Origin of the sequence: Paracoccus sanguinis (assembly GCF_900106665.1) — a bacterium.
GTDB lineage: Bacteria > Pseudomonadota > Alphaproteobacteria > Rhodobacterales > Rhodobacteraceae > Paracoccus > Paracoccus panacisoli.
Genome location: NZ_FNNA01000005.1, coordinates 25,123 through 47,099, shown reverse-complemented (window position 1 = coordinate 47,099; position 21,977 = coordinate 25,123). Strand labels below are relative to the sequence as shown.

General features: G+C 72.8%; 22 protein-coding genes. 15 read left to right on the top strand and 7 right to left on the bottom strand.

The window, feature by feature from the left end; genetic code table 11:
* Positions 1-75 precede the first annotated feature (75 nt).
* The 5 genes from leuS (at position 76) to BLW17_RS13960 (ending at position 6,732) form a co-directional block, all read left to right on the top strand.
* Entirely contained in the window at positions 76-2,619 is a 2,544-nt protein-coding gene (leuS, locus tag BLW17_RS13980; RefSeq protein ID WP_036732312.1) for a leucine--tRNA ligase, read from the top strand.
* Positions 2,606-3,088 (top strand): LPS assembly lipoprotein LptE, encoded by a 483-nt coding sequence (gene lptE, locus BLW17_RS13975; RefSeq protein ID WP_036732310.1) that lies wholly within the window; start codon positions 2,606-2,608, stop codon positions 3,086-3,088. The genes leuS and lptE overlap by 14 nt, the downstream gene beginning before the upstream one ends.
* A 1-nt stretch (position 3,089) precedes the next feature.
* Positions 3,090-4,118 (top strand): DNA polymerase III subunit delta, encoded by a 1,029-nt coding sequence (gene holA / locus BLW17_RS13970; RefSeq protein ID WP_036732307.1) that lies wholly within the window; start codon positions 3,090-3,092, stop codon positions 4,116-4,118.
* Between the two features lie 8 nt (positions 4,119-4,126).
* On the top strand, positions 4,127-5,326 hold the full coding sequence (locus BLW17_RS13965) for a BaiN/RdsA family NAD(P)/FAD-dependent oxidoreductase (RefSeq protein ID WP_036732335.1): 1,200 nt from the start codon (positions 4,127-4,129) through the stop codon (positions 5,324-5,326).
* 128 nt (positions 5,327-5,454) lie between these two features.
* Positions 5,455-6,732: an MFS transporter gene (locus BLW17_RS13960; protein WP_052174947.1), complete on the top strand. Its 1,278-nt coding sequence runs from the start codon at positions 5,455-5,457 to the stop codon at positions 6,730-6,732.
* Positions 6,733-6,742: 10 nt separating this feature from the next.
* Here BLW17_RS13960 and BLW17_RS13955 read toward each other — a convergent pair whose 3' ends face one another.
* Positions 6,743-7,648, bottom strand: coding sequence for an ornithine cyclodeaminase family protein (locus BLW17_RS13955; protein ID WP_036702190.1), 906 nt, complete (start codon positions 7,646-7,648; stop codon positions 6,743-6,745).
* A gap of 122 nt (positions 7,649-7,770) precedes the next feature.
* Between BLW17_RS13955 and BLW17_RS13950 the strand changes: the two genes are divergently transcribed.
* The 4 genes from BLW17_RS13950 to BLW17_RS13935 all read left to right on the top strand — a co-directional run bounded on the left by BLW17_RS13950 (position 7,771) and on the right by BLW17_RS13935 (position 11,799).
* The gene (locus tag BLW17_RS13950) at positions 7,771-8,703 is read left to right on the top strand and encodes a glycosyltransferase (protein WP_036732305.1); all 933 of its coding nucleotides are present in this window, start codon (positions 7,771-7,773) and stop codon (positions 8,701-8,703) included.
* Positions 8,704-8,796: 93 nt separating this feature from the next.
* Positions 8,797-9,990 carry an MFS transporter gene (locus BLW17_RS13945; RefSeq protein ID WP_036732303.1) on the top strand — a complete coding sequence of 398 codons (1,194 nt, stop codon included), beginning with the start codon at positions 8,797-8,799 and terminating at the stop codon, positions 9,988-9,990.
* A complete protein-coding gene (locus BLW17_RS13940; protein ID WP_036732301.1) occupies positions 9,983-11,050 on the top strand; it encodes a glycosyltransferase family 4 protein in 1,068 nt (355 codons plus the stop codon). Before BLW17_RS13945 ends, BLW17_RS13940 begins: the two co-directional genes overlap by 8 nt.
* Before the next feature lie 134 nt (positions 11,051-11,184).
* Positions 11,185-11,799 carry a glycosyltransferase family 29 protein gene (locus BLW17_RS13935; RefSeq protein WP_036732299.1) on the top strand — a complete coding sequence of 205 codons (615 nt, stop codon included), beginning with the start codon at positions 11,185-11,187 and terminating at the stop codon, positions 11,797-11,799.
* A gap of 102 nt (positions 11,800-11,901) precedes the next feature.
* Here BLW17_RS13935 and BLW17_RS13930 read toward each other — a convergent pair whose 3' ends face one another.
* Positions 11,902-12,282, bottom strand: a complete 381-nt coding sequence (locus tag BLW17_RS13930) for a hypothetical protein (RefSeq protein ID WP_036702179.1) — start codon at positions 12,280-12,282, stop codon at positions 11,902-11,904.
* Between the two features lie 165 nt (positions 12,283-12,447).
* On the opposite strand from BLW17_RS13930, the gene BLW17_RS13925 reads away from it, so the two are divergent.
* Positions 12,448-13,089 (top strand): carbonic anhydrase, encoded by a 642-nt coding sequence (locus BLW17_RS13925; RefSeq protein ID WP_036702177.1) that lies wholly within the window; start codon positions 12,448-12,450, stop codon positions 13,087-13,089.
* 73 nt (positions 13,090-13,162) lie between these two features.
* On the opposite strand, the gene BLW17_RS13920 is transcribed toward BLW17_RS13925, so the two are convergent.
* Positions 13,163-13,966, bottom strand: coding sequence for a response regulator (locus BLW17_RS13920; protein ID WP_036732297.1), 804 nt, complete (start codon positions 13,964-13,966; stop codon positions 13,163-13,165).
* A gap of 91 nt (positions 13,967-14,057) precedes the next feature.
* Here BLW17_RS13920 and BLW17_RS17895 point away from each other — a divergent pair, with 91 nt between their 5' ends.
* The 3 genes from BLW17_RS17895 to BLW17_RS13905 are packed head-to-tail and all read left to right on the top strand — an operon-like array spanning position 14,058 to position 16,567.
* Complete coding sequence (locus BLW17_RS17895) at positions 14,058-14,204, top strand: NepR family anti-sigma factor (protein WP_036702173.1); 147 nt, start codon at positions 14,058-14,060, stop codon at positions 14,202-14,204.
* 5 nt (positions 14,205-14,209) lie between these two features.
* Positions 14,210-14,794: an RNA polymerase sigma factor gene (locus tag BLW17_RS13910; protein ID WP_231555308.1), complete on the top strand. Its 585-nt coding sequence runs from the start codon at positions 14,210-14,212 to the stop codon at positions 14,792-14,794.
* A 6-nt stretch (positions 14,795-14,800) separates the two neighbouring features.
* Positions 14,801-16,567: a sensor histidine kinase gene (locus tag BLW17_RS13905; protein WP_052176298.1), complete on the top strand. Its 1,767-nt coding sequence runs from the start codon at positions 14,801-14,803 to the stop codon at positions 16,565-16,567.
* 10 nt (positions 16,568-16,577) lie between these two features.
* Here BLW17_RS13905 and BLW17_RS13900 read toward each other — a convergent pair whose 3' ends face one another.
* The 4 genes from BLW17_RS13900 to BLW17_RS13885 form a co-directional block, all read right to left on the bottom strand.
* Entirely contained in the window at positions 16,578-17,984 is a 1,407-nt protein-coding gene (locus BLW17_RS13900) for an inorganic phosphate transporter (protein ID WP_074826918.1), read from the bottom strand.
* A 21-nt stretch (positions 17,985-18,005) separates the two neighbouring features.
* Positions 18,006-18,464: an NUDIX hydrolase gene (locus BLW17_RS13895; protein ID WP_231572857.1), complete on the bottom strand. Its 459-nt coding sequence runs from the start codon at positions 18,462-18,464 to the stop codon at positions 18,006-18,008.
* Positions 18,461-18,889: an alternative ribosome rescue aminoacyl-tRNA hydrolase ArfB gene (gene arfB, locus BLW17_RS13890; RefSeq protein WP_036736829.1), complete on the bottom strand. Its 429-nt coding sequence runs from the start codon at positions 18,887-18,889 to the stop codon at positions 18,461-18,463. Before arfB ends, BLW17_RS13895 begins: the two co-directional genes overlap by 4 nt.
* A gap of 297 nt (positions 18,890-19,186) precedes the next feature.
* A complete protein-coding gene (locus BLW17_RS13885; protein WP_231572856.1) occupies positions 19,187-19,972 on the bottom strand; it encodes a double zinc ribbon domain-containing protein in 786 nt (261 codons plus the stop codon).
* A gap of 43 nt (positions 19,973-20,015) precedes the next feature.
* On the opposite strand from BLW17_RS13885, the gene BLW17_RS13880 reads away from it, so the two are divergent.
* Together BLW17_RS13880 and hemH are read left to right on the top strand one after the other, a co-directional pair.
* Complete coding sequence (locus BLW17_RS13880) at positions 20,016-20,852, top strand: methyltransferase domain-containing protein (protein WP_036736827.1); 837 nt, start codon at positions 20,016-20,018, stop codon at positions 20,850-20,852.
* The gene (gene hemH, locus BLW17_RS13875; protein ID WP_074826916.1) at positions 20,849-21,925 is read left to right on the top strand and encodes a ferrochelatase; all 1,077 of its coding nucleotides are present in this window, start codon (positions 20,849-20,851) and stop codon (positions 21,923-21,925) included. The genes BLW17_RS13880 and hemH overlap by 4 nt, the downstream gene beginning before the upstream one ends.
* Positions 21,926-21,977 lie beyond the last annotated feature (52 nt).

Below are 21,977 nucleotides of genomic sequence, written 5' to 3'. Positions count from 1 at the left end.
GGCAGGCGGCTAAACCCGCCGGGCGCGCGCGTGGCGTGCGTTCCACCCTCCCCAGAGAAGTTGCCGAGGTCCGCCATGTCCTATGATCCCGCCCACAGCGAGCCGCGCTGGCAGCAGGCCTGGGACGATGCCGGCAGCTTCCGCGCCGTGCGCGACGACCGGCCGAAATACTACGTGCTCGAGATGTTCCCCTATCCCTCGGGGCGCATCCACATGGGGCACGTGCGCAACTACACGATGGGCGACGTGGTGGCGCGGTTCAAGCGCGCCCAGGGATTCAGCGTCCTGCACCCGATGGGCTGGGACGCCTTCGGGATGCCGGCCGAGAACGCCGCGATGGAGCAGGGCGGCCACCCCCGCGACTGGACCTATGCCAACATCGCCACCATGCGCGGGCAGCTGAAGCCGCTGGGCCTCTCGATCGACTGGAGCCGCGAGTTCGCCACCTGCGACGACGACTACGTGGCCCAGCAGCAGCGGATGTTCCTCGACTTCCTCGACGCCGGGCTGATCTACCGCAAGGCGGCGGTGGTGAACTGGGACCCGGTGGACATGACCGTTCTCGCCAACGAGCAGGTCATTGACGGCAAGGGCTGGCGCTCCAACGCCCCGGTCGAGCGGCGCGAGCTGACCCAGTGGTTCTTCCGCATCTCGGATTATTCCGAGGAGCTGCTGGCGGCGCTCGACGGGCTCAACGGCTGGCCCGAGAAGGTCCGCACCATGCAGGCCAACTGGATCGGCCGCTCGCGCGGGCTGCAGTTTTGGTTCGAGACGGTGGACGCGCCCGCGGGGTTCGACAAGATCGAGGTCTATACCACCCGCCCCGACACGCTGCGCGGCGCCTCGTTCGTGGCGATCTCGCCCGATCACCCGCTGGCCAAGGCCCTCGAGCATGACCCGGCCATCGCGGCCTTCGTGGCCGAGTGCCGCAAGGGCGGCACGACCGAAGAGGCGATCGAGACGGGCGAGAAGCTGGGCCTCGACACCGGGATCAAGGTGCGCCACCCGCTCGACCCCGCGTGGGAGCTGCCGGTCTGGATCGCCAATTTCGTGCTGATGGACTACGGCACCGGGGCGATCTTCGGCTCGCCCGCGCATGACCAGCGCGACCATGACTTCGCGGTGAAATACGGCCTGCCGATCCGCGCCACCTTCGCCCCCTCGGGGATGACCGAGGCCGAGGCGGATGCGTTCGTGGCCGCGGCGCCCTTCCTCCCGCCCAAGTCCGAGCCGGTGTGCTACGTCCGCGGCTTTGCCGGCCCGCCCGAGCAGAGCGGCGACGCCGGCGTCGCCGCGGCGATCGAGGCGGCCGAGGCCGCCGGCTGGGGCGAGGGCGTGACCCGGTTCCGCCTGCGCGACTGGGGCATCTCGCGGCAGCGCTACTGGGGCTGCCCGATCCCGGTGGTGCATTGCCCCGCCTGCGGCACCGTGCCCGAGGCGCCCGAGAACCTGCCGGTGCTGCTGCCCCGCGACGTGAGCTTCGACCAGCCGGGCAATCCGCTCGACCGCCACCCGACCTGGCGCGAGACGACCTGCCCCAGGTGCGGCGGCGCGGCGCGGCGCGAGACCGACACGATGGACACCTTCGTCGATTCGTCCTGGTACTACGCCCGCTTCACCGCCCCGCACGCGCTGACCCCGACCGTGCGGGAGGATGCGGATTACTGGATGAACGTCGACCAGTATATCGGCGGCATCGAGCACGCGATCCTGCACCTGCTCTATTCCCGCTTCTTCGCCCGGGCGATGGTCCGCACCGGCCACCTGCCCGAGACCGCGAAGGAGCCGTTCGACGCGCTCTTCACCCAAGGGATGGTCACGCACGAGATCTATCTGACCCGCGACGACCGCGGCCGGCCGGTCTATCACCTGCCCGAAGAGGTGCGCGACGGAAAGCTCGCGGACGGCACCGCGGTCGAGATCATCCCCTCGGCCAAGATGTCGAAATCCAAGAAGAACGTCGTGGACCCGGTGGACATCGTGACCCGGCTGGGCGCCGACACGGCGCGCTGGTTCATGCTGTCGGACAGCCCGCCCGAGCGCGACGTCGAATGGACCGCCGCAGGGGCCGAGGCCTCGGCGCGGTTCCTGTCGCGGCTCTGGCGGCTTGCGGACGAGGGGCGGGCGGGGGCCGAGGACGTGGCCGACCCCGAACTCGACCGCGCCACCCACCGGGCGATCGACGAGATCACCCGCGCGATCGAGGGCTTTGCCTTCAACAAGGCGGTAGCCAAGCTCTATGAACTTGCCAACACGCTGGGCAAGTCGCCGGCGCGGGGCGAGCCGCGGCGCGCGGTGCTGCGGGTGATGGCGCAGCTGATGGCGCCGATGGTGCCGCACCTGGCCGAGGATGTCTGGGCGATGGCCGGCGGTGCGGGCCTCGCCGTGGACGCGCCCTGGCCCAAGGCCGACCCGGCGATGCTGGTCGAGGACAGCGTGACGCTGCCGATCCAGATCAACGGCAAGCGGCGGGGCGAGATCGCCGTGCCGCGCGACATGGCCGCGGCCGAGGTCGAGGCGCTCGTCCTCGCCGATCCGGCGGTGCAGAAGTTCCTGAACGGCGCGGCGCCGAAGAAGCTGATCGTCGTGCCGGGGCGGATCGTCAATGTGGTCGCGTAGGGCGGCCCTCGCCGCGGCGCTGCTGGCCGGGTTCGGGCTGGCGGGCTGCGGCTTCACCCCGGTCTTCGGACCGGGGGGCGCGGGCACGCGGCTGCACGGGCAGGTGCGGGTCGCGGACCCGGTGACCGCCGACGACTACGCCTTCCTGCGCCGCATGACCGAGCGGCTGGGGCCGGCCGAGGCGGGGCGCTATGACCTCGCCTATACGCTGCGGATCGCGGTGCTGCCGCAGGCGATCACCCCGGACGAGGTGACCACGCGCTTCTCGCTCAACGGCACCGCGGCCTATCGGCTGATCGATGCGGCCTCGGGCGCGGTGGTGGCGCAGGGTGAGGTCAGCAACTTCACCAGCCACTCGACCGTGGGCACCGTCATCGCCACCACGGCGGCCGAGGCGGACGCGCGCGGGCGGCTGGCGGTGATGCTGGCCGATCAGGTGGTGACGCGGCTTCTGGCGACGGTGCCCTGAGGTGCTGCTGAAGGGCGCCGAGATCGCGCGCTATCTGGCGAAGCCGGACCCGACCCGACCGGCGCTGCTGATCCACGGGCAGGACGCGATGCGCGTGGCGCTCAAGCGCGCCGACGCGGTGGGGGCGCTGACTGGCCCGGATGCCGAGGCCGAGATGCGCCTGACCCGCATCGCCGGGGCCGAGCTGCGCCGTGACGGGGCGCGGCTGATGGACGAGATCAAGGCGGTGGGGTTCTTTCCCGGCCCCCGCGTGGTGCTGGTGGACGAGGCGACGGACGCCGCCGCCCCGGCCATCGCCGCGGCGCTGGACGGCTGGGCGCATGGCGATGCGGTGATCGTCGTGACCGCCGCGGGGCTCGGCAAGGGCTCGGCGCTGCGCAAGCTCTTCGAGCCGCACAAGACGGCGGTCTGCGCCCCGGTCTATGACGAGCCGCCGGGCGAGGAGGAGATCGCCCGCTGGCTGGCCGAGGCGGGGCTGCGCGCCGTCCCGCCGGCGGCCATGCGCGACCTCTCGGCGTTGTCGCGGGCCATCGACCCCGGCGATTTCCGCCAGACGCTGACCAAGATCGGGCTTTACAAGCGCGGCGACGACAGCCCGCTGACCGCCGACGAGATCGCCGCGCTGGCGCCTGCCACCATCGAGGCGGGGGTGGACGAGCTGATCGACGCCGCTGCCGAGGGCCGCGCCGACGCGCTCGGCCCGCTGATGCGCCGGATCGAGACGCAGGGCATCGCCCCGGTCGCCATCTGCATCGCCGCTCTGCGCCATTTCCGCACCCTGCACCGCATCGCCGCCGATCCGGGCGGCGTGCAGGCGGGGCTGGGCAAGCTGCGCCCGCCGCTCTTCGGCCCGCGCCGCGACCGGATGGCGCGGCAGGCGCAGAGCTGGGGGATGCGCGCGCTCGAGGACGCGATGCACGAGCTGGTCGGGACGGACCTCACGCTCCGCTCCTCGTCGCGGGCGCCGGCGATGGCGGTGATGGAGCGGGCGCTGATCCGGCTGGCGATGATGCCGCGGGGCCAGCGGTGAGCGAGGCGGTGCGGGCGCTGGTGATCGGCGCCGGACCGGCCGGGCTGATGGCGGCCGAGACGCTGGCCGCGACGGGCGTGCCGGTGGTCGTGACCGAGGCGATGCCGACCCCGGCGCGCAAGTTCCTCATGGCCGGCAAGTCCGGGCTGAACCTGACCCGCGACGAGCCCGCGGCGGCGTTCGCCGCCCGCATCGCCGGGGGCGGGGCCCACGCCGAGGGGTATTTGAGCCAGAAAGACCTGCAGGCGATCGTCGCGGGCTTCGGCCCTGCCGAGGTGCGGGCCTGGGCCGAAGGGCTGGGGATCGCGCTGTTTGCCGGCTCGACCGGCCGGGTATTTCCGGTCGGCATGAAGGCCTCGCCGCTGCTGCGCGCCTGGCTGGCGCGGCTGGGGGCGGCGAGGGTCGAGTTGCGGAGCCGCTGGCGCTGGCAGGGATTCGCCGGGGATGCGCTGCGCTTTGCGTCGCCCGAGGGGGAGCGCGCGCTGCGCCCCGCCGTCACGGTCCTGGCGCTGGGCGGGGCGAGCTGGCCGCGGCTCGGCTCGGACGCGGCATGGGTGCCGTGGCTGAGCGCCGAGGGGGTCGCGGTGGCGCCGTTCCGCCCGGCCAACATGGGGCTGCGGGTCGCCTGGTCGCCCGCCATGGACCGGCATTTTGGCACCGCGATCAAGGGGACGCGGCTGGCGGCGGGCGGGCTCTCCAGCCGCGGCGAGTGGGTTGTGACCCGCCACGGCGCCGAGGGCGGCGGGATCTACGAGGTCTCGGCCGCGCTGCGCGACGGGGCGGCAGCGGTCGTGGACCTCGCACCCGACCTCGACGCGCCGACGCTGGCGGCGCGGCTCGCCCGGCCGCGGGGCAAGCTGTCGGTCGGCAACTGGCTGCGGCGGGTGCTGGGCGATCCGGTCCGGGTGGCGCTGCTGTTCGAGTGGGGGCGGCCCCTGCCCGACGATCCCGCCGCGCTCGCCGCCCGGATCAAGGCGCTGCCGATCCGGCACGACGGGGTGCAGGGGCTGGAGCGGGCGATCTCGTCGGCGGGCGGGATCAAGCTGGGCAGCCTGCGCCCGACGCTTGAACTCGCCGCCCGGCCGGGGGTCTTCGCCGCCGGCGAGATGCTGGACTGGGAGGCGCCGACCGGCGGCTATCTGCTGACCGCCTGCCTCGCCACCGGCCGCCATGCGGGGCTCGCCGCGGCGCAGCGTCTGTCCGGCTGAACCGCCCCGCTGGGCAGCCTTCGCCGGAACGCATGGCCGCCCTGCAGCGGGCGCGGGGGCGGTCCCATTGACCGGCCCTGCGACAAGCTGTCACGTGGCGTCATCAACCTGCCGCGAAAGCGCCCATCATGCCGCATCCGCAGACCCTCAGCGCCTCGTCCGCGCGGCTCTTCACCCCCGTGCTGATCGGCGGGTCGATCATCCTGCTCATCAACTTCGCCATGCGGGCAAGCTTCGGCGTCTTCCAGATCCCCATCGCCGAGACCTTCGGCTGGCCGCGGGCCGAGTTCTCGCTGGCCATCGCCATCCAGAACCTCGCCTGGGGCATCGGCCAGCCGCTGTTCGGGGCGCTGGCCGAGCGCTGGGGCGACAAGGTCGCCATCGTGCTGGGCGCGGCGCTCTATGCGCTGGGGCTGGTCATGACCGCGGTCGCCACCACCCCCGAGGCGATGCAGCTGTGGGAGGTCGCGGTCGGCTTCGGCATCGCCGGGACGGGGTTCGGCGTGATCCTCGCCATCGTCGGCCGCGCGGCGAGCGACGAGAACCGCAGCCTCGCGCTGGGGATCGCCACCGCGGCCGGGTCGGCCGGACAGGTGATTGGCGCACCGCTGGCGCAGGGGTTGCTCGCGTTCCTGCCGTGGCAGCAGGTGTTCATGGTCTTTGCCGCGCTGGTGCTGACGGTGCTGCTGTTCCTGCCGATGCTCGGCAACGCCCGGCCCGCCAGCCGGTCCGAGCTCGAGGAGAGCATGGGCGCCGTCCTGCGCCGCGCCTTCACCGACCCGAGCTATCTGATGATCTTCGCCGGGTTCTTTTCGTGTGGCTACCAGCTCGCCTTCATCACCGCGCATTTCCCGGCGATGGTGACCGAGATGTGCGGGCCGATCGCCCCGGACGGCAGCCTGGCCGCACTGGGGATCACCACCACCTCGGCGCTGGGCGCGGTGGCGATCTCGGTGATCGGGCTGGCCAACATCGGCGGCTCGATCCTCGCCGGGTGGCTGGGGAAGCGCTATCCGCGCAAGTACCTGCTGGCCGGGATCTATGCGCTGCGGACGCTGGTCGCGGCGTGGTTCATCCTGACCCCGATCACCCCCGCGACGGTGCTGATCTTCTCGCTGGCGATGGGGTCGCTGTGGCTCGCCACGGTGCCGCTGACCTCGGGGCTCGTCGCCTATATCTACGGGCTGCGCTACATGGGGACGCTCTACGGCTTCGTCTTCCTGTCCCACCAGCTCGGGTCGTTCCTCGGCGTCTGGCTGGGCGGCAAGCTCTATGACCTCTACGGCGACTACACGCTGGTCTGGTGGGTCGGCGTGGGCGTCGGCGCCTTCTCGGCGCTGATCCACCTGCCGGTGCGCGAGGCGCCCTCGGCCGCCCTGCCGCGCGGCACGGCGGCGGCGGCCTGAGGGGCGGCGCTCAGCCTTCGGCCGCCGAGAGGATGTAGCGCGCCGTCATCAGGTCCAGATGCGCGCCGCCGCCGTTCTTGGCGACGGTGATCTCGTCATCCGACCGCCGGCCATAGGCCCCGGCCGGCAGGTCGTAGAAATCGGCGAGGATGTCGCTTTCCCGGATGGTGCCTGCGTCGAGCGGGATCTGGATCTCGCCGATGTGGCCGATGGTAGTGGCCCGGCTGTCCACGAACAGCCGCGCCCGGCGCAGCAGCTCGTCGTCACCCTCGCGCATGTCGGGGCGGTAGGCGCCGATCAGGTCGACGTGGGTGCCGGGCGAGATCCACTCGCCGTGCAGCACCGGGCTGGTGGCCATGGTCGCGGTGGCGATGATCTCGGCATCGCGGACCGCGGGCTCGAGGTCGGCCACGGCCCGCGCCTCGCGCCGGTCGGCCAGCGCGCGGGCGGCCTCGGGCGAGCGGTTCCAGATGCTGATCTCGGCATCGGGGATCATGGCGCGGTAGGCGTCGATCATGCTTTCGGCGACGTGGCCCGCCCCGATCAGCAGCACCCGCCGCGCATCCGGCCGCGCCAGCCGGCGCGCCGACAGCAGGCTGTCGCCCGCCGTCTTCCACTTGGTGACGAGGTGAAAATCGACCAGCGCCCGCAGCTCTCCGGTCACATCGTCCAGCAGGTTGACCACGCCGTTGATCATGGCGAGGCCGCGGCGCGGGTTGCCGGGAAAGATCGCTGCCGGCTTGATCGCCAGCCCGAGTCCGTCGATCCAGGCGCTGCGGGTCAGCAGCGTGTCGTCGCCGCGGTAGAGGAAGCTGTCGGCCACCTCGGCGCGGGGCAACTCGTGACCCTGGGCGAGCGCGTCGGTCAGGGCGATCCAGTCGAGCTGGGGTTCGATGTCCGGTCCGATGATCTGCATGGTCTGTCCCTGTCCTGCTCGGCGAGGTCTGTGGCGCGGCCTCTGGCGGGCCGCCGTGCCGCTCAGGCTAGACGGTTGGGCGCTCATCTGCCAGAGCCGAGGGCGCAATGACCGGAACCGGGATGCCAGAGACCCGATCGCCCCCGCCGGGGGTGGTGCTGCTCGCGCTCTATCAGGGCGAGCGGTTCCTCGGCGCGCAGCTCGACAGCATCGCCGCGCAGGAGGTGCCGTGGCGGCTGGTCGTCTCGGACGACGGCTCGACCGATGCGGGGCCGGGGATGGTGCGCGGCTTCGCCGATGCCCATCCGGGGCGGGTCACGCTGACCCGCGGCCCCGGGCAGGGGGCGGCGGCCAACTTCCGCGCCCTGCTGGCCGGCGTGCCCGAAGGGGCCGGCTGGGCGGCGCTGGCCGATCAGGACGACGTGTGGCGGCCGGGCAAGCTCACCCGGGCGCTGGCGGCGCTGGCGGCGGTCCCGGCCGGGCGGCCGGCGCTCTATTGCAGCCGGGTCACGCTCTGCGATCCGGCGCTGCGGCCCATCGGCGCGTCGCGGCCGCCCTATCCGCCGTCCTTCCGCCACGCGCTGGTGCAGAACCTCGTGCAGGGCAACACCGCGGTGCTGAACCCGGCGGCGCTGGCGCTGGTCCGCGCCGCCGAGCCGCTGACCCCGCCGGTGGTGATGCATGACTGGTGGCTCTACCAGCTCGTGACCGGTGCGGGGGGCACGGTGATCCTCGATCCGGCCGAGACGGTGCTCTACCGCCAGCACGAGGGCAACGTGGTCGGCGGCAACGCCGGGCCGCGGGCGCGGCTCGAGAGCTTCACGCGGATGCTCGGCGGCGGGCACCGCGCATGGGGGGCGCAGACGCTCGCCGCGCTGACGCCGGTGCGGCACCTTCTGACCGACGAGAACCGCCGGGTGCTCGACGCCTTCACGGCGCTGCATCATGGCGAGATGGCCGACCGGCTGGTGGCGATGGCGCGCGGCGGGTTCCGCCGGCAGGGGCCGGTGTCGCAGGCGGCGCTGTGGCTTGCCGCGGCGCTGGGGCGACTGTGAGGGCGTGACGCGTCTGCTAGCGTGGTGGGCCGCCTCGGGTTGCAACCGGGCGGCGCTTGGCCCAGCGTCGGCGCGACCATCAGGCAGGGCACCATGTCGAGCTTTCTCAACGCCGGGATCATCGCGCTGACGCTCGGCTATACGCTGAGCCAGTTCTACCGCGCCTTCCTCGCCGTCCTCAGCCAGACGCTGCAGACCGAGCTGGGGGCGACGCCCGGCGATCTCGCGCTGTCGTCGGGGATGTGGTTCCTGACCTTCGCGCTGATGCAACTGCCGGTGGGCTGGGCGCTGGACCGGATCGGGCCGCGCCGGACCGCCGCGGTGGTGCTGGCGGTGGGCGGCGCCGGCGGGGCGGCGATCTTTGCGCTGGCGCAGGCGCCGTGGCACCTGCACGTCGCCATGGGGCTGATCGGGATCGGCTGCGCGCCGGCGCTGATGGCGGCCTATTACATCTTCGCCCATGACTACCCGCCGGCGCGGTTCGGGGCGCTGACCGGGGCGATGGTGGGGCTGGGCTCGGCGGGCAACATCCTCGGCGCCGCGCCGCTCGTCTCGCTCATCCACGCGATCGGGTGGCGGGAATCGCTCTGGCTCATGGCGGCGGTGACGCTCGCCGTGGCGGCGGCGCTGGCGCTGACGGTGCGCGACCCGGTCCACCATGGGGGCGCGCCGCGGGGGCGGCTATCGGCGCTGTTCGCCCTGCCGACGCTGCGGCTGATGCTGCCGCTGATCCTCGTGAGCTACGCCAGTTCCGCGGCGCTGCGCGGGCTGTGGGCCTCGCCCTATCTGCGCGACGTGTTCGGGGCCGACGACGTGACCGTGGGCCGGGCCACGTTGGTCATGGGGATCGCCATGGTGGTGGGGAACCTCGGCGCGGGGGCGTTCGTCGCTGCCGTGGGCGGGGTACGGCGGGCCGTGCTGATCGGCCATGTGCTGTCGGTCGCGGCGCTGTCGGTCCTGTGGCTCGCGCCCGACTGGGGGCTGGCGCCGGCCATCGTCCTTCTGGGCGCGGTGGGGCTGACGGGGACCAACTACACGCTGCTCATGGCCCATGCCCGGCGGTTCCTGTCGCCCGCGCTGGTCGGGCGGGGGATGACGCTGCTCAACATGGCCTCGATCGGCGGGGTCGGGATGATGCAGTTCGCCTCGCGCCCGCTGTCGGCGGCGGCCGAGGCGCGCTATGCCCCGCCCGAGGCCTACGCGATGCTGTTCCTGTTCTTCCTCGTGCCGCTGGTGATCGGCTTCGCGATCTTCCTTCTCGCCCCTGCCGAGCCTGCCGATGCCTGAGACCCCCCGCTCGCCCGACCGGATCGAGGTCGTCGCCCCGAACCTCAAGCGCCGCCTGTCGGGGGTGACCGCCACGGTGGTGCGGCTGATCCCGGTGCAGGCACGGATGATCGGCATCGTGGCGACCGGGCCGGGGCTGCCGCCCGAGCTGCCACACATTCCGCTGACCCGCGCCGCCACCCTGCCGCGCGACCGCTGGCGGGTCTGGCACGCGCGGCGGAATACCGAGATGGCGCTGGGCCTGATCGTGCGCCACCTGCTCGGGCGGCGCTACCGGCTGCTCTTCACCAGCGCGGCGCAGCGCCGCCACACCGGTTTCACCCGCTGGCTGATCCGCCGCCAGGACGCGCTGATCGCCACCTCGCCGCAGGCGGCGAGTTACCTCGAGCGGCCCGCGACGGTCATCCTGCACGGGGTCGATACCGGGGTGTTCCACCCCGCCCCCGACCGCGCGGCGCTGCGCCGGGCGCTGGGGCTCGACCCCGACGCGGTGCTGATCGGCTGCTTCGGCCGGGTGCGGGCGCAGAAGGGCGTCGATCTGCTGGTCGAGGCCGCGTTGGAGGTCTTTCCGCGCCACCCGGACGCGCAGCTCGTCTTCACCGGCCGGATCACCGCCGACAACCGCGGCTTCGCCGATGCGCTGATCGCCCGGATCGCCGCGGCGGGCCTGTCGGACCGCATCCGCTTCCTCGGCGAACTGCCGTGGGAGGCGGTGGTGCGCCATTACCAGGCCCTCGACCTCTTTGTCGCCCCGGCGCGGTGGGAGGGGTTCGGCCTCACCCCGCTCGAGGCGATGGCCTGCGGAGTGCCGGTGGTGGCGGCGCGGGTCGGGGCCTATGAGGCGCTGATCCGCGACGGCGAGACCGGCACGCTGATCGACGCCGGCGACGGGGCGGCGCTGGCGGCGGCGCTCGACCGCTGGCTCGGCGATCCAGCGGGGCGGGTGGCGGCGGGCGAGGCGGCGCGCGCCCATGTCGCCGCGCACCACGGGATCGAGGCCGAGGCACGCGCCATCGTCGGGGTCTATCGGCGCCTGCTGGGTGAGGCGGGGGCGCGCTGACCAAGCGGGGCGCGGGTCGGGCCGCCGGATGCCTCCGGCGGGGATATTTGGGTCCAGCCCGAGGGGGCGCGCGTCGGGCCGAGCCTCTGGCGCCGCCGCGGCGGGCGGGTCATGATGGCGCGAAAGGTGCCCCGATGACCCCGCTTCGCTTCTACGCCGCCCGGACGCTTCGCAACGAGGGCCTGCTCAAGACCCTGTCGGTCGCCCCCGCGGCGCTGGCGCAGGCGCTGGCCGGGCAGCGGGTGGCGCTGGTCGGCAACGCGCGGGCGCTGGCCGAGGCGCGGCACGGCGCGGCGATCGACACGGCCGATCTGGTGATCCGCATCAACCGCGCGCCGATGCCCGACCCGGAAAGCCACGGCAGCCGCACTGACTGGCTGGCGCTGGCGATGCGCCTGCCCGCGGCGGACCGCGCCCGCCTCGCGCCGCGGCGCATCCTGTGGATGTCGCCCAAGCGCAAGCGGCTGGACTGGCAGACGGCGCACAGCCCCGGCTTCTACCTGCACCCGCTGCCCGCGGTCCGCGAATTGGAGCAGACGCTCGGCGCGCCGCCCTCGACCGGGATCATGACTGCGGCGCTGGTGCTGGCGGCGCCGGTGGCGGGGCTGACGCTCTATGGCTTCGACTTCTTCGCCTCGCTGTCGCTCAGCGGCTCGCGCGGCAAGGCCGACGTGCCGCATGACTTCGCGGCCGAGGCGGCGTGGTTTGCCGCCCGCGCCGAGGCGGACGCGCGGCTCAGGATCGCCTGAGCGCGGCCTCTCGGGCCTGCGCCGCGACCGCGCCCGCACGCTGGCATTCTTTCTGGCCTAGATACCCCGCCAGCAGCGCCACCGGGTGCCGCGGCGCCGGCGTCAGCCCGAGGGCAGCGTGCCGTCCCAGATCTCGGTCAGCGAGCGGTTGCCGATCCGCATCATCCGCGCCAGCGTCGCGGCCAAACCGGTCGCATCGCGGCGCTCGGCGCAGGCGAGCACGTCCACCGCCACCCCGGCCAGCCCCGGCAGGCCCACCTGCCAGGCCAGCCGCGACAGCAGCTCGGCCCGTTCGGCCAGCCGCGCCATGTCGCCCGCCATCGCCGCCTCGCGCGCGCCGGCCAGCGCCGCCGCAAGCTGCTCCATCGCCGCGCAGATGATCGTCTGCGCCGCGCTTTCGCCCAGCTCGTTCACGATCTCGCCCAGCCGTCGCACATCGACCTGCACAGGCTCCTGCATGGCCAGAACCGTCAGGTTCCCCATCACGTCACCCCTTTTCCCACGTGTCCCCACACGTCCGGGCAGGATGGCGCCAAGCCGCTAAGAAATCCTTGCTGCGGCCGCGAGAAACCTCTCGAAGTTTAGGCGTCCGGCGGCTATCTCGACGGGCAGTCCGGCCGTCAGCCACCCGCGAGAGAGGCAGTTCCGATGCTCAACGCCCGTCCCTTGCCGCATTATCTGGTCCAGCGCTACCACGGCTGGCGCGCGACCTCGTACGCGGAAAACCGCGCCTGGTACCGCCGCCTCGCCGACGAGGGGCAGCGGCCGCGGGCGATGGTGATCTCGTGCTGCGATTCCCGGGTCCACGTCACTTCGATCTTCGGGGCCGACACGGGCGAGTTCTTCATCCACCGCAACGTCGCCAACCTCGTGCCGCCCTATGCGCCGGACGGGTTGCAGCACGGCACCTCGGCGGCGGTGGAATATGCCGTCAACACGCTCAAGGTCGCGCATCTGATCGTGCTGGGCCACAGCCAGTGCGGCGGCGTCGCCGGCTGCCACGCCATGTGCTCGGGCGCCGCCCCCGAGCTTGAGGAGGCGACGAGCTTCGTCGGCCGCTGGATGGATATCCTGCGGCCGGGCTACGAGCAGGTGCGCGACCTGCCGCTCGAAGAGCAGGTGCCGGCGCTCGAGCGGGTGGCGGTCAAGGTCTCGCTGGAGAACCTGCTGACCTTCCCCTTCGTGGTGGCGGCGGTCGAATCCGGCCAGCTGACGCTGCACGGGCTGATGCACGATATCCGCGAGGGCGAGCTGACGATGCTCGACCGCGACCGCTACGTGCCGGTCTGAGGGCCCCGCACCCGGCCGGGAAACGAAAACGGCGCCCCGCGGGGCGCCGTTGGTCATTCCAGAGGGGGATGGCTCAGGCCACGCCCAGCCCGTCGGTCGAGGCGAAGAACATCGCCTGCGACACCGCCGAACGCACCTGTTCCTCGGAATAGGGCTTCGAGATCAGGAACGCAGGCTCCGGCCGGTCGCCGGTCAGAAGCCGCTCGGAGAAGGCGGTGATGAAGATCACCGGCAGGTCGCCCATGCTGCCCAGCAGCTCGTTCACCGCGTCGATGCCCGACGAGCCGTCGGCCAGCTGGATGTCGGCGAGGATCAGGTCCGGGCGGCGGTCGCCGGCGAGCTCGATCGCGGCGGTGTGGGTGCGGGCGATGCCGGTCACCTCGTGCCCCATCGCCTGCACGATGCCCTTGAGGTCCATGGCGATGATCGTCTCGTCCTCGATGATCATCACCCGGCCACGGATTGCCCGGCCCATCTCGTTCAGGGCGATCTGGACCAGCTCTTCGGCCTCGTCCTGATCGGTCTGCATGATCCGCGCAATCTGGTCGTAGCGCAGCTCTTCGATCGTGCGCAGCAGCAGCGCCTCGCGCGAGTTGGCGGTCAGGCCGCGAAGGTGCTGCTGGACCACCGCCTCGCGCGAGGACTGTTCGTCCGCGGCGACCGGCTGGCCTGAGCTCTGCCAGATGGCGTGGAAGGTGCGGAACAGCCCGATGCGGGTCTCTTCGCCGTCCATCAGGGAACGGTCGCTGAGGATCGCCTCGAGCGTGGCGGCGGCGTAGTTGTCGCCGGCGGTCTGGCTGCCTGTCAGGGCGCGTGCATAGCGGCGCAGATACGGCAGCTCGCGGCCGATGGATTGCGCAAGATCAGCTGCGGACATGGCTTTCCTCAATTTGATCCCTGTCGGGGAACCTTGAGCTGCTGTAACGGTTGGGCAACGTGCACACAAGATTTCCGGGACAAACAAATATATGAACACGAGGCGGGAAGAACGGAAGCGCGCCGCCCTGGAGAAGCAGATCGACGAGAATCTCCGGCGCGTCTATGAACAGGATGCCTTGCAGGACGTGCCTGACAGGTTCCTTTCGCTTCTCGAGCGCCTGCGCGAGCAGGAATGAGTCCCATGACATCTGCGGCCTCTCCCCGGCCCGCCGCCGTCGGCAATCCGCGCGACGAGCTGGTGGATCACCTGCCCGCGCTGCGGGCCTTTGCGCTGTCGCTGACCCGCGAGGGCGCGTCGGCCGACGACCTGGTACAGGACACCATCGTCAAGGCGTGGACCAACATGGACAAGTTCCAGCCCGGCACCAACCTGCGGGCGTGGCTCTTCACTATCCTGCGCAACACCTTCTATTCCGCCCGCCGCAAGACCCGGCGCGAGGTCAACGACAGCGACGGCATCCACGCCGCGCGGCAGGCGACGCGGCCCGAGCATGACGGGCGGCTGGCCATGAACGACTTCAAGGCCGCGTTCCAGCAACTGCCGGACGAGCAGCGCGAGGCGCTGATCCTTGTCGGCGGTTCGGGCTTCTCGTACGAGGAAGCGGCCGCGATGACCGGGGTCGCGGTCGGCACGGTCAAGTCGCGCGCCAACCGCGGCCGCCGCAAGCTGGCCGAGCTGATGCACATGGCCGAGGGCGAGGAACTCGACATGACCGACGCCTCGACGCTGGCCGTGATGGCGGTGAACCAGCCCGTCTCGCGGTAGGCCGTCATGCGGTGGGACGGCATTGCGGGCAGGCTCGGCTTCCGCCTCGGGGCGCTGCTCAGCATCGCCATCCTGCCGATCGGGATGATCTCGATCATCCAGACCCTGCACCTGTCGCGCGAGGCCGAACGGTCGAGCGAGCTGGCGTTGCAGGGCCGCACGGCGACCGCCGCGGCGGGTGAACGGGCGCTGCTGCAAAGCACCATCGGCACCGCCGACGCGCTCGGCGCCTCGATCCTGACGCTGATCGAGGATCCCGCAGCCTGCTCGGAAGCGATGCACCAGTATGTCCAGCGCAGCGCGACCTATGTCTACGCCGGGTTCACCGACCTGGCCGGCCGCAATGTCTGCTCGTCTACCGGGCGGGTCATCGACCTGACCGGCTCGCCGCATTACCAGGCGTTTATGCGCGACCCGGGGACTCTCATCTCGGCCGCGGCCCGCGGCACGGCCTCGGGTGAGGACGTGGTCATCGTCTCGCAGCCGCTGTTCCGGGGCACCGAGCTCCTGGGCTATGTCGCGCTGTCGCTCTCGCAGGACCTGCTACGCTCGACTCATTCGCAGTCCTACTGGGCCGAGGGCGCGCGCATCCTCACCTTCAACCGGGCCGGGCAGGCGCTGTCGGGCGATCTCGGCGCGACCGGCGACCCGACCCCGATCCTGCCGCAGGGCGAAACGCTTGCCTCGCTCGTCAGCCATTCGGACACGTCGTTCCGGGCGCGCTCGAACTCGGGCGAGCAGCGGGTGTTCGCCGTCGTGCCGGTGGTCCCCGACCTCGTCTATGCGCTGGGCAGCTGGAGCCCGCGCGAGACCGGCATCGCCGGGCTGAACCTCTCGCGCTTTGCCGCGATCCTGTTCCCGCTGGCGCTGTGGGCGGCGTCGCTGGGGGTGGCGTATTTCGCCGTCTACCGCCTCGTGCTGCGCCACGTCCGCGAATTGCGCGGGCAGATGCGCCGCTTTGCGCTCGGCGATCGCAGCAAACCCCCGCCGGTGCTCGAGGCCGCGCCGGCCGAGATCCGCGACGTGAGCGCGACCTTCCACAACATGGCCCGCATCCTGATCCGCGACGAGGCGGCGATGGAGGAGGCGGTGGCGGAAAAGACCGTGCTGCTGAAAGAGGTCCACCACCGGGTCAAGAACAACCTCCAGCTCATCGCCTCGATCATCAACATGCAGAGCCGGATGATCGACGACACCGACGCCAAGCGGGTGCTGCGCTCGGTGCAGGACCGGGTGGCGTCGCTCGCCACCATCTACAAGAACCTCTACCAGGCCGAGCACCTCGATTCGGTCTCGGCCGACCGGCTGATCGGCGAGATCATCGGCCAGATGTCGTCGGCCTCGATCATGACCGGGGCGGCGATGGACGTGCAGACCGAGCTCGAGCCGCTGGTCCTGCAGCCCGACCAGGCCGTGCCGCTGACCCTGCTGACCACCGAGGCCTTCACCAACGCGCTGAAATACGCCGGCGCCTCGGACGGGGCGCGGCCGTTCGTGCGCATCAGCCTGCGCATGGACCCCGAAGGCTGGGCGGTGCTCGAGATCGAGAACTCGCTGGGCGCCGTGCAGCCCGACCACGACGGCACGGGCCTCGGCAGCCAGCTCATCGAGGCCTTCGCCATGCAGCTCGACAGCGACGCCGAGATCGACATCGAGGATGGCACCTACCGGCTGGCGCTGCGCTTCCGCCCCGACATCTCGCACACCCCGCAAGAGGAAGAGGCGCGGCAGGTCGTTCTGACCTCGGCCGCGCGCCCGGGCGCCCGGCACTAGCGGCCCGCCGCTAGGCGATGGCCCAGGTGAGGCCCGCGCCCAGCAGCGCGGTGCTGGGCACCGTGACCGCCCAGGCGGCGAGTGTCCGCAGCACCGCCGAGCGGCGGACGAGGCGGCGGCGGTGCGCCTCCTCGGGCGGCAAGGGCGCACGGGCGGCGGGCGCGGCGGCGGCGGCCATGCGGCGCTCGTCCCACTCGCGGTAGAACCCCACCCCGAACACCCCGCCGAGCGCCACGTGGGTCGAGGACACCGGCAGCCCCAGCCACGTCGCCCCCAGCAGCACCAGCGCGGTGGCGAGCGCGACGCAGAGCGCGCGGGCCGGGTTCAGCCGGGTGATCCGGCTGCCGACCATCGCCACCAGCCGCCGCCCGAAGAGCATCGCCCCGAGGCCGAAGCCCAGCCCGCCCATGGCGAGCCACGTCGGCGTCACCTCTGCCCCGCCGTCGCCCTGCCGGGCGATGACCGACAGCGGCCCGACCACGTTGCCCACGTCGTTGGCGCCGTGGGCAAAGGCGATCAGCACCGCGGCGGCGATCAGCGGCGGGCCGAACAGCCGCTCGGTCACCTCGCGCGGGCGGCGGCCGGCCAGCCGCTCGGCCCTGAGCCGCCGGCGGGCGAGCCACCAGCCCGCGACCGCAGCCAGCGCCGACAGCGGCAGCGCCGCCCACCAGCGCACCGGCCCCAGCGTCAGCGCATAGCCGCCGAGCACCGCGGCCACCGCGCCGACCAGCACCGGCAGCCAGCGCACCCCGGCCGAGATCCGGTCCGGCGCCCGGTGGATGCGGGCGCGCAGCAGCGCCAGCAGCGCCGCCCCGATCGCCCCGGCGATCACCGGCGAGACGAGCCAGCCCGCCGCGATCCGCGCGATTCCGCCCCAGTGCGGCGCATCGAGCCCGAATTGCGCCGCCCCCGCCCCGGCGATCCCGCCCACCACCGCGTGGGTGGTCGAGACCGGCGCCCCGGCCCATGTGGCCAGCGTGATCCAGATGGCGGCCGCGATCATCGCGGCCAGCATCACCGCCGCCGCGTCCGCCCCGCCCGCCCCCGCCGCCGGCAGGATGTCCGAGGTCAGCGTGGCGCTGACCCGCGCGCCGGCGGTCAGCGCGCCGGCGATCTCGGCCACGGCGACGAGCGCCAGCCCGGCGCGCATCGAGATCGCCCCCGCGCCGACCGCAGGCCCCATCGCGTTCGCCGTGTCATTGGCCCCGATCGACAGCGCGAGGAACGCCCCCACCATCACCCCCGCGGCCAGCATCGCCGACCCGCCGGCGCCGGTCAGCGTGGCGCCCGCGATCGTCGCCAGCGCCGCAAAGACCAGCGCCACGCCGAGCTGCCGCACCGGCCGGCCGGAGTAGAACCCGGCGCTTTCGGCGTTGGCGATCCGGTCGAGGTCCTTGTCGAGAAACCGGAGTTCCATGATCGGGGGCGCGATCCGGGCTCAGGCCGCGCGGGCGGCGAGGCCGCGCAGCAGGGCGGCAAGCTCGGGCTCGGCCACCATCGTCGCGGCCTCGGCCGGGGCCACCCAGCGCCGCTCGCGCCCGCCCGCCTCGGGGAAGCTTTCGGCGAGGGCGGCCACGCGGATCAGGAACACCCGCACCTCGACCGGGATGCCGAAGCCCGAATCCTGCATCTTGTCATAGTGATAGCGCCCGAGTTCGAGCATCGGGGCGTCTGGCTGCGGGCGGACGCCCGCTTCTTCCCACGCCTCCTGCAGGGCGGCCTCGGCCATCGAGCGGCCGGACATCGGCCAGCCCTTGGGGATGATCCAGCGCCCGGTGCCGCGGCTGGTGATCATCAGCACCCGCCCCGTCGCCGGGTCGAGGCAGAGCGCCGCGACCTGCATCCGCGGATGCCGCGCGCCGAACAGCCGGCCGAGCCTGCGGCGCAGGGCGCTCACGTCTCGTCCCCCGGTCCGACGGCGCCGCGCAGCGCCTTGACCGCGCCGCGTCGGGTCTTGGCGGCCAGCCGCCGCCGCTCGCTGCCCAGCGTCGGGCGCGTGGCGATCCGCGGCCGCGGTGCGACCAGCGCCTGGGCGATGAGCGCGGCCAGCCGCTCGCGCGCGATCTCGCGGTTGCGGGCCTGGCTGCGGGTGTCCTGGACATGGATCACCACCGCTCCGTCCGCCGTCCAGCGCCGCCCGGCGAGTCGCCTGAGCCGCGCCTTGACCGCGGGGCTGAGGTGCGGCGAGCGCGCCGCCTCGAACCGCAGCTCGACGGCGGTCGAGACCTTGTTGACGTTCTGCCCGCCCGGCCCTTGCGCGCGGGTGAACTGCTCCGACAGCTCCCAGTCGGCGAGGGTGAGGGTGTCGGTGATCCGCAACATGGCGCAAAGATGCGGGCGACGCGGGGCAGATGAAAGGGCGGAGTGCCCCATCTCACGCAATTTTAGAGGCCTGCGGGCGGCGCCGGGGCCGGGTGGCGAGGGCGCGCTGCGAACTGCCCAACGGGTAGGCACAGGGCAGGCCGGGGGCGCGGTGTCGCAGCCGTGCCGGGACACGCGCCGCACAGCGGGTGTGCCGTGCCGGGTGCACCCGTCATGGGCTCCGGGCCCGTCGAGGCCACCCCGCGGACGCCGTGGCTCCGCACCTTCCGTCGGGAGGCAGCCAGTCCCACCCCCCTCTCAATCCTCGCCCTCGGGCAACTCGGGCCGATGCTCCGGCCGTCCGGCCTTGACCGCGCGGGCCAGCACCGCCACCGCCACCGGGCCGGCGCGCGCCGCCAGCAGCGCCTCGGCCGCCGCGGCGAGCGTCGCGCCCGAGGCCATCACGTCGTCCACCAGCAGCACCGGCCGCCCGGCAACCCGTTCGCGCTGCCGCGGCGGCACTGCAAAGGCGCCCGCGACGTTGGCGAAGCGGTCGCTGACCGCGCCGTGGTCCTGCATCGGGGTGTGGCGGGTGCGGACCAGCGCGCCGGGGCCGAGCGGCAGCCGATGCGCCGCCGCCACCCGCGCGGCGAGCAGCGCCGCCTGGTTGTAGCGCCGCGCGAGCATCCGCCGCGGGTGGATCGGCACCGGCACCACCAGCATCCCCGGCGCGACCAGCGGCGTCGCCGCCTGGGCCAGCCAGCCGCCGAGCGCGGGCGCGAGATCGACCCGGTCGGCGTGCTTCAAGGCCAGCGCCAGCCGCCGCCCGGTTCCGGCATAGACCAGCGCCGCCCGCGCCCGCTCCCAGGGCCGCGGCAGGGTCAGGCAGTCGTCGCAGCGCAGCCCCGCCTCGGTCCCGTCGCCGGGCAGCGGCACGCCGCAGGTGGCGCAGGCGCAGGCGCCGATGAACTCGGCCTCGCGCCAGCAGTCCGGGCAGAGCCCGCCCTCGGCCGCGACGCTCGCGCAGCCCGGGCAGCGGGGCGGCACCACCACCCCGAGCGCGGCTTTCATTGCCGCGCGAAGCCCCGTAGAAGCGATCCCCATGCCCGTGTCGTCCTCTTCCCCTTCCGGCACCGCGCCGGGAACCGTGCCCGTTACCGACGCCGGCGCGGCCCCGCCCCGGCTGACCGACCGCACCGCGCTGCTGCGCCAGCGGGCGCGGGCCGAGCGTCTGGGACGCGAACACTGGCTCGACACGCTGGTGCAGGGCGAGATCGAGGATAGGCTCTCCGAGGTTAACAGAGCGTTTACGGCGCCCGCCGTCGTGACCGGGGCGCCGGGCTTCTGGGCCGCGGCGATGCCGGGGGCGCGGATCGTCGCCGACGACCCGGTGCTGGCGCTCGAGCCCGGGGCGCATGACCTCGTGATCCACGCGCTGGCGCTGCACTGGGCCGACGACCCGGTGGGGCAGATCGTGCAATGCGCCCGGGCGCTCAGGCCGGACGGGCTGTTTCTTGCCGTGCTGCCCGGCGGGCGGACGCTCGCGCCGCTGCGCGAGGCGCTGGCCGAGGCCGAGATCGCCGAGACCGGCGGGCTCTCGCCCCGGGTGGCGCCGATGGGCGAGATCCGCGACCTCGGCGGGCTGCTGGCCCGCGCCGGGCTGGCGCTGCCGGTGGCCGACCAGATCACCCAGATGGTCAGCTATCGCGGGTTTCCGGCGCTCGCCCGCGACCTGCGCGCGATGGGCGAGGGCAACGCGCTCGCGCATCGCCTGCGCCGCCCGACCCGGCGCGCGGTCCTCGTCCGGGCCGCCGAGGCGCTGGCGCGGCTTGCCCCCGACCCCGAGGAACCGGGGCGCATCCGCGTCGGTTTCGACCTGGTGTTCCTGACCGGCTGGGCGCCGGCGGACAGCCAACCCAAGCCCCTGCGCCCCGGCTCGGCCCAGATGAGCCTTGCCGATGCGCTGAGCCAGAGAAAGCCATGACCTCCCCAGCCCCGAACTCGCCAGCACCCCGCGCCCCAGCACCCCGCGCCCTGCCGCACGCCCCCGCCGACCACCCGAGCCTGCCGCAGCCGCGCATCGGCGTGCTGGTCGCCAATCTCGGCACCCCCGACGGCCACGACTACTGGTCGATGCGCCGCTACCTGAACGAATTCCTAAGCGACAAGCGGGTGATCGACTATCCGCGCTGGAAGTGGCAGCCGCTGCTGCAGGGGATCATCCTGACCAAGCGGCCGTTCACCTCGGGCGCCAACTACCGCTCGATCTGGAACCACGAGGCGGACGAAAGCCCGCTGATGACCATCACCAAGGCCAAGGTCGCCAAGCTGCGGGCCGAGGCGCAGCGGCGCTGGGGCGACGCGGTGATGGTCGACTTCTGCATGCGCTACGGCAACCCCTCGACCCCCGCGGTGCTCGACCGGATGGTCAAGGCGGGGTGCGAGCGGATCGTGTTCCTGCCGATGTACCCGCAGTACGCCGGCGCCACGACGGCGACCGCGAACGACCAGCTGTTCCGGGCGCTGATGGCGCAGAAATGGCAGCCGGCGGTGCGGACCTGCCCGGCCTATTTCGACCGCCCCGACTATATCGACGCGCTGGCCCAATCGGTGGAACGCACGCTGGGCGGGCGGCGGCCGCAGAAGCTGGTCGCCTCGTATCACGGGATGCCGCGCCGCTATCTGCTGGAAGGCGACCCCTACCACTGCCAGTGCCAGAAGACGACGCGGCTTCTGCGCGAGCGGCTGGGCTGGCCCGAGGATGCCATCGACACCACCTTCCAGTCGGTCTTCGGGCGCGAGGAATGGCTCAAGCCCTATACGGTCGAGCACGTGGCCGACCTCGCCCGCCGGGGGATCGCCGACATCGCGGTGATCTCGCCCGCGTTCAGCGCCGACTGCATCGAGACGCTGGAGGAGATCAACGGCGAGATCCGCGAGGCCTATGAGCACGCCGGCGGCAAGGACTTCACCTATATCCCCTGCCTCAACGACGACGACGCCCACATCCAGGTGCTGGCCGGGATCGTCGAGGAGAACCTCGCCGGCTGGCTCTGACGTCGCGGGCGGGTTGCCTCCGGCGGGGATATTTGGGTCCAGCCCGAGGCGG

Coding starts and splice junctions, on each gene's coding strand:
- leuS (WP_036732312.1), top strand. CDS start 76: ATGTCCTATGATCCCGCCCACAGCGAGCCGCGCTGGCAGCAGGCCTGG.
- BLW17_RS13955 (WP_036702190.1), bottom strand. CDS start 7,648: ATGCAGATCATCGGACCGGACATCGAACCCCAGCTCGACTGGATCGCC.
- hemH (WP_074826916.1), top strand. CDS start 20,849: ATGACCTCCCCAGCCCCGAACTCGCCAGCACCCCGCGCCCCAGCACCC.
- BLW17_RS13900 (WP_074826918.1), bottom strand. CDS start 17,984: ATGGAACTCCGGTTTCTCGACAAGGACCTCGACCGGATCGCCAACGCC.
- BLW17_RS13905 (WP_052176298.1), top strand. CDS start 14,801: ATGCGGTGGGACGGCATTGCGGGCAGGCTCGGCTTCCGCCTCGGGGCG.
- BLW17_RS13935 (WP_036732299.1), top strand. CDS start 11,185: ATGACCCCGCTTCGCTTCTACGCCGCCCGGACGCTTCGCAACGAGGGC.
- BLW17_RS13925 (WP_036702177.1), top strand. CDS start 12,448: ATGCTCAACGCCCGTCCCTTGCCGCATTATCTGGTCCAGCGCTACCAC.
- BLW17_RS17895 (WP_036702173.1), top strand. CDS start 14,058: ATGAACACGAGGCGGGAAGAACGGAAGCGCGCCGCCCTGGAGAAGCAG.
- BLW17_RS13930 (WP_036702179.1), bottom strand. CDS start 12,282: ATGGGGAACCTGACGGTTCTGGCCATGCAGGAGCCTGTGCAGGTCGAT.
- arfB (WP_036736829.1), bottom strand. CDS start 18,889: ATGTTGCGGATCACCGACACCCTCACCCTCGCCGACTGGGAGCTGTCG.
- BLW17_RS13940 (WP_036732301.1), top strand. CDS start 9,983: ATGCCTGAGACCCCCCGCTCGCCCGACCGGATCGAGGTCGTCGCCCCG.
- BLW17_RS13885 (WP_231572856.1), bottom strand. CDS start 19,972: ATGGGGATCGCTTCTACGGGGCTTCGCGCGGCAATGAAAGCCGCGCTC.
- BLW17_RS13945 (WP_036732303.1), top strand. CDS start 8,797: ATGTCGAGCTTTCTCAACGCCGGGATCATCGCGCTGACGCTCGGCTAT.
- BLW17_RS13920 (WP_036732297.1), bottom strand. CDS start 13,966: ATGTCCGCAGCTGATCTTGCGCAATCCATCGGCCGCGAGCTGCCGTAT.
- BLW17_RS13960 (WP_052174947.1), top strand. CDS start 5,455: ATGCCGCATCCGCAGACCCTCAGCGCCTCGTCCGCGCGGCTCTTCACC.
- lptE (WP_036732310.1), top strand. CDS start 2,606: ATGTGGTCGCGTAGGGCGGCCCTCGCCGCGGCGCTGCTGGCCGGGTTC.
- BLW17_RS13910 (WP_231555308.1), top strand. CDS start 14,210: ATGACATCTGCGGCCTCTCCCCGGCCCGCCGCCGTCGGCAATCCGCGC.
- BLW17_RS13950 (WP_036732305.1), top strand. CDS start 7,771: ATGCCAGAGACCCGATCGCCCCCGCCGGGGGTGGTGCTGCTCGCGCTC.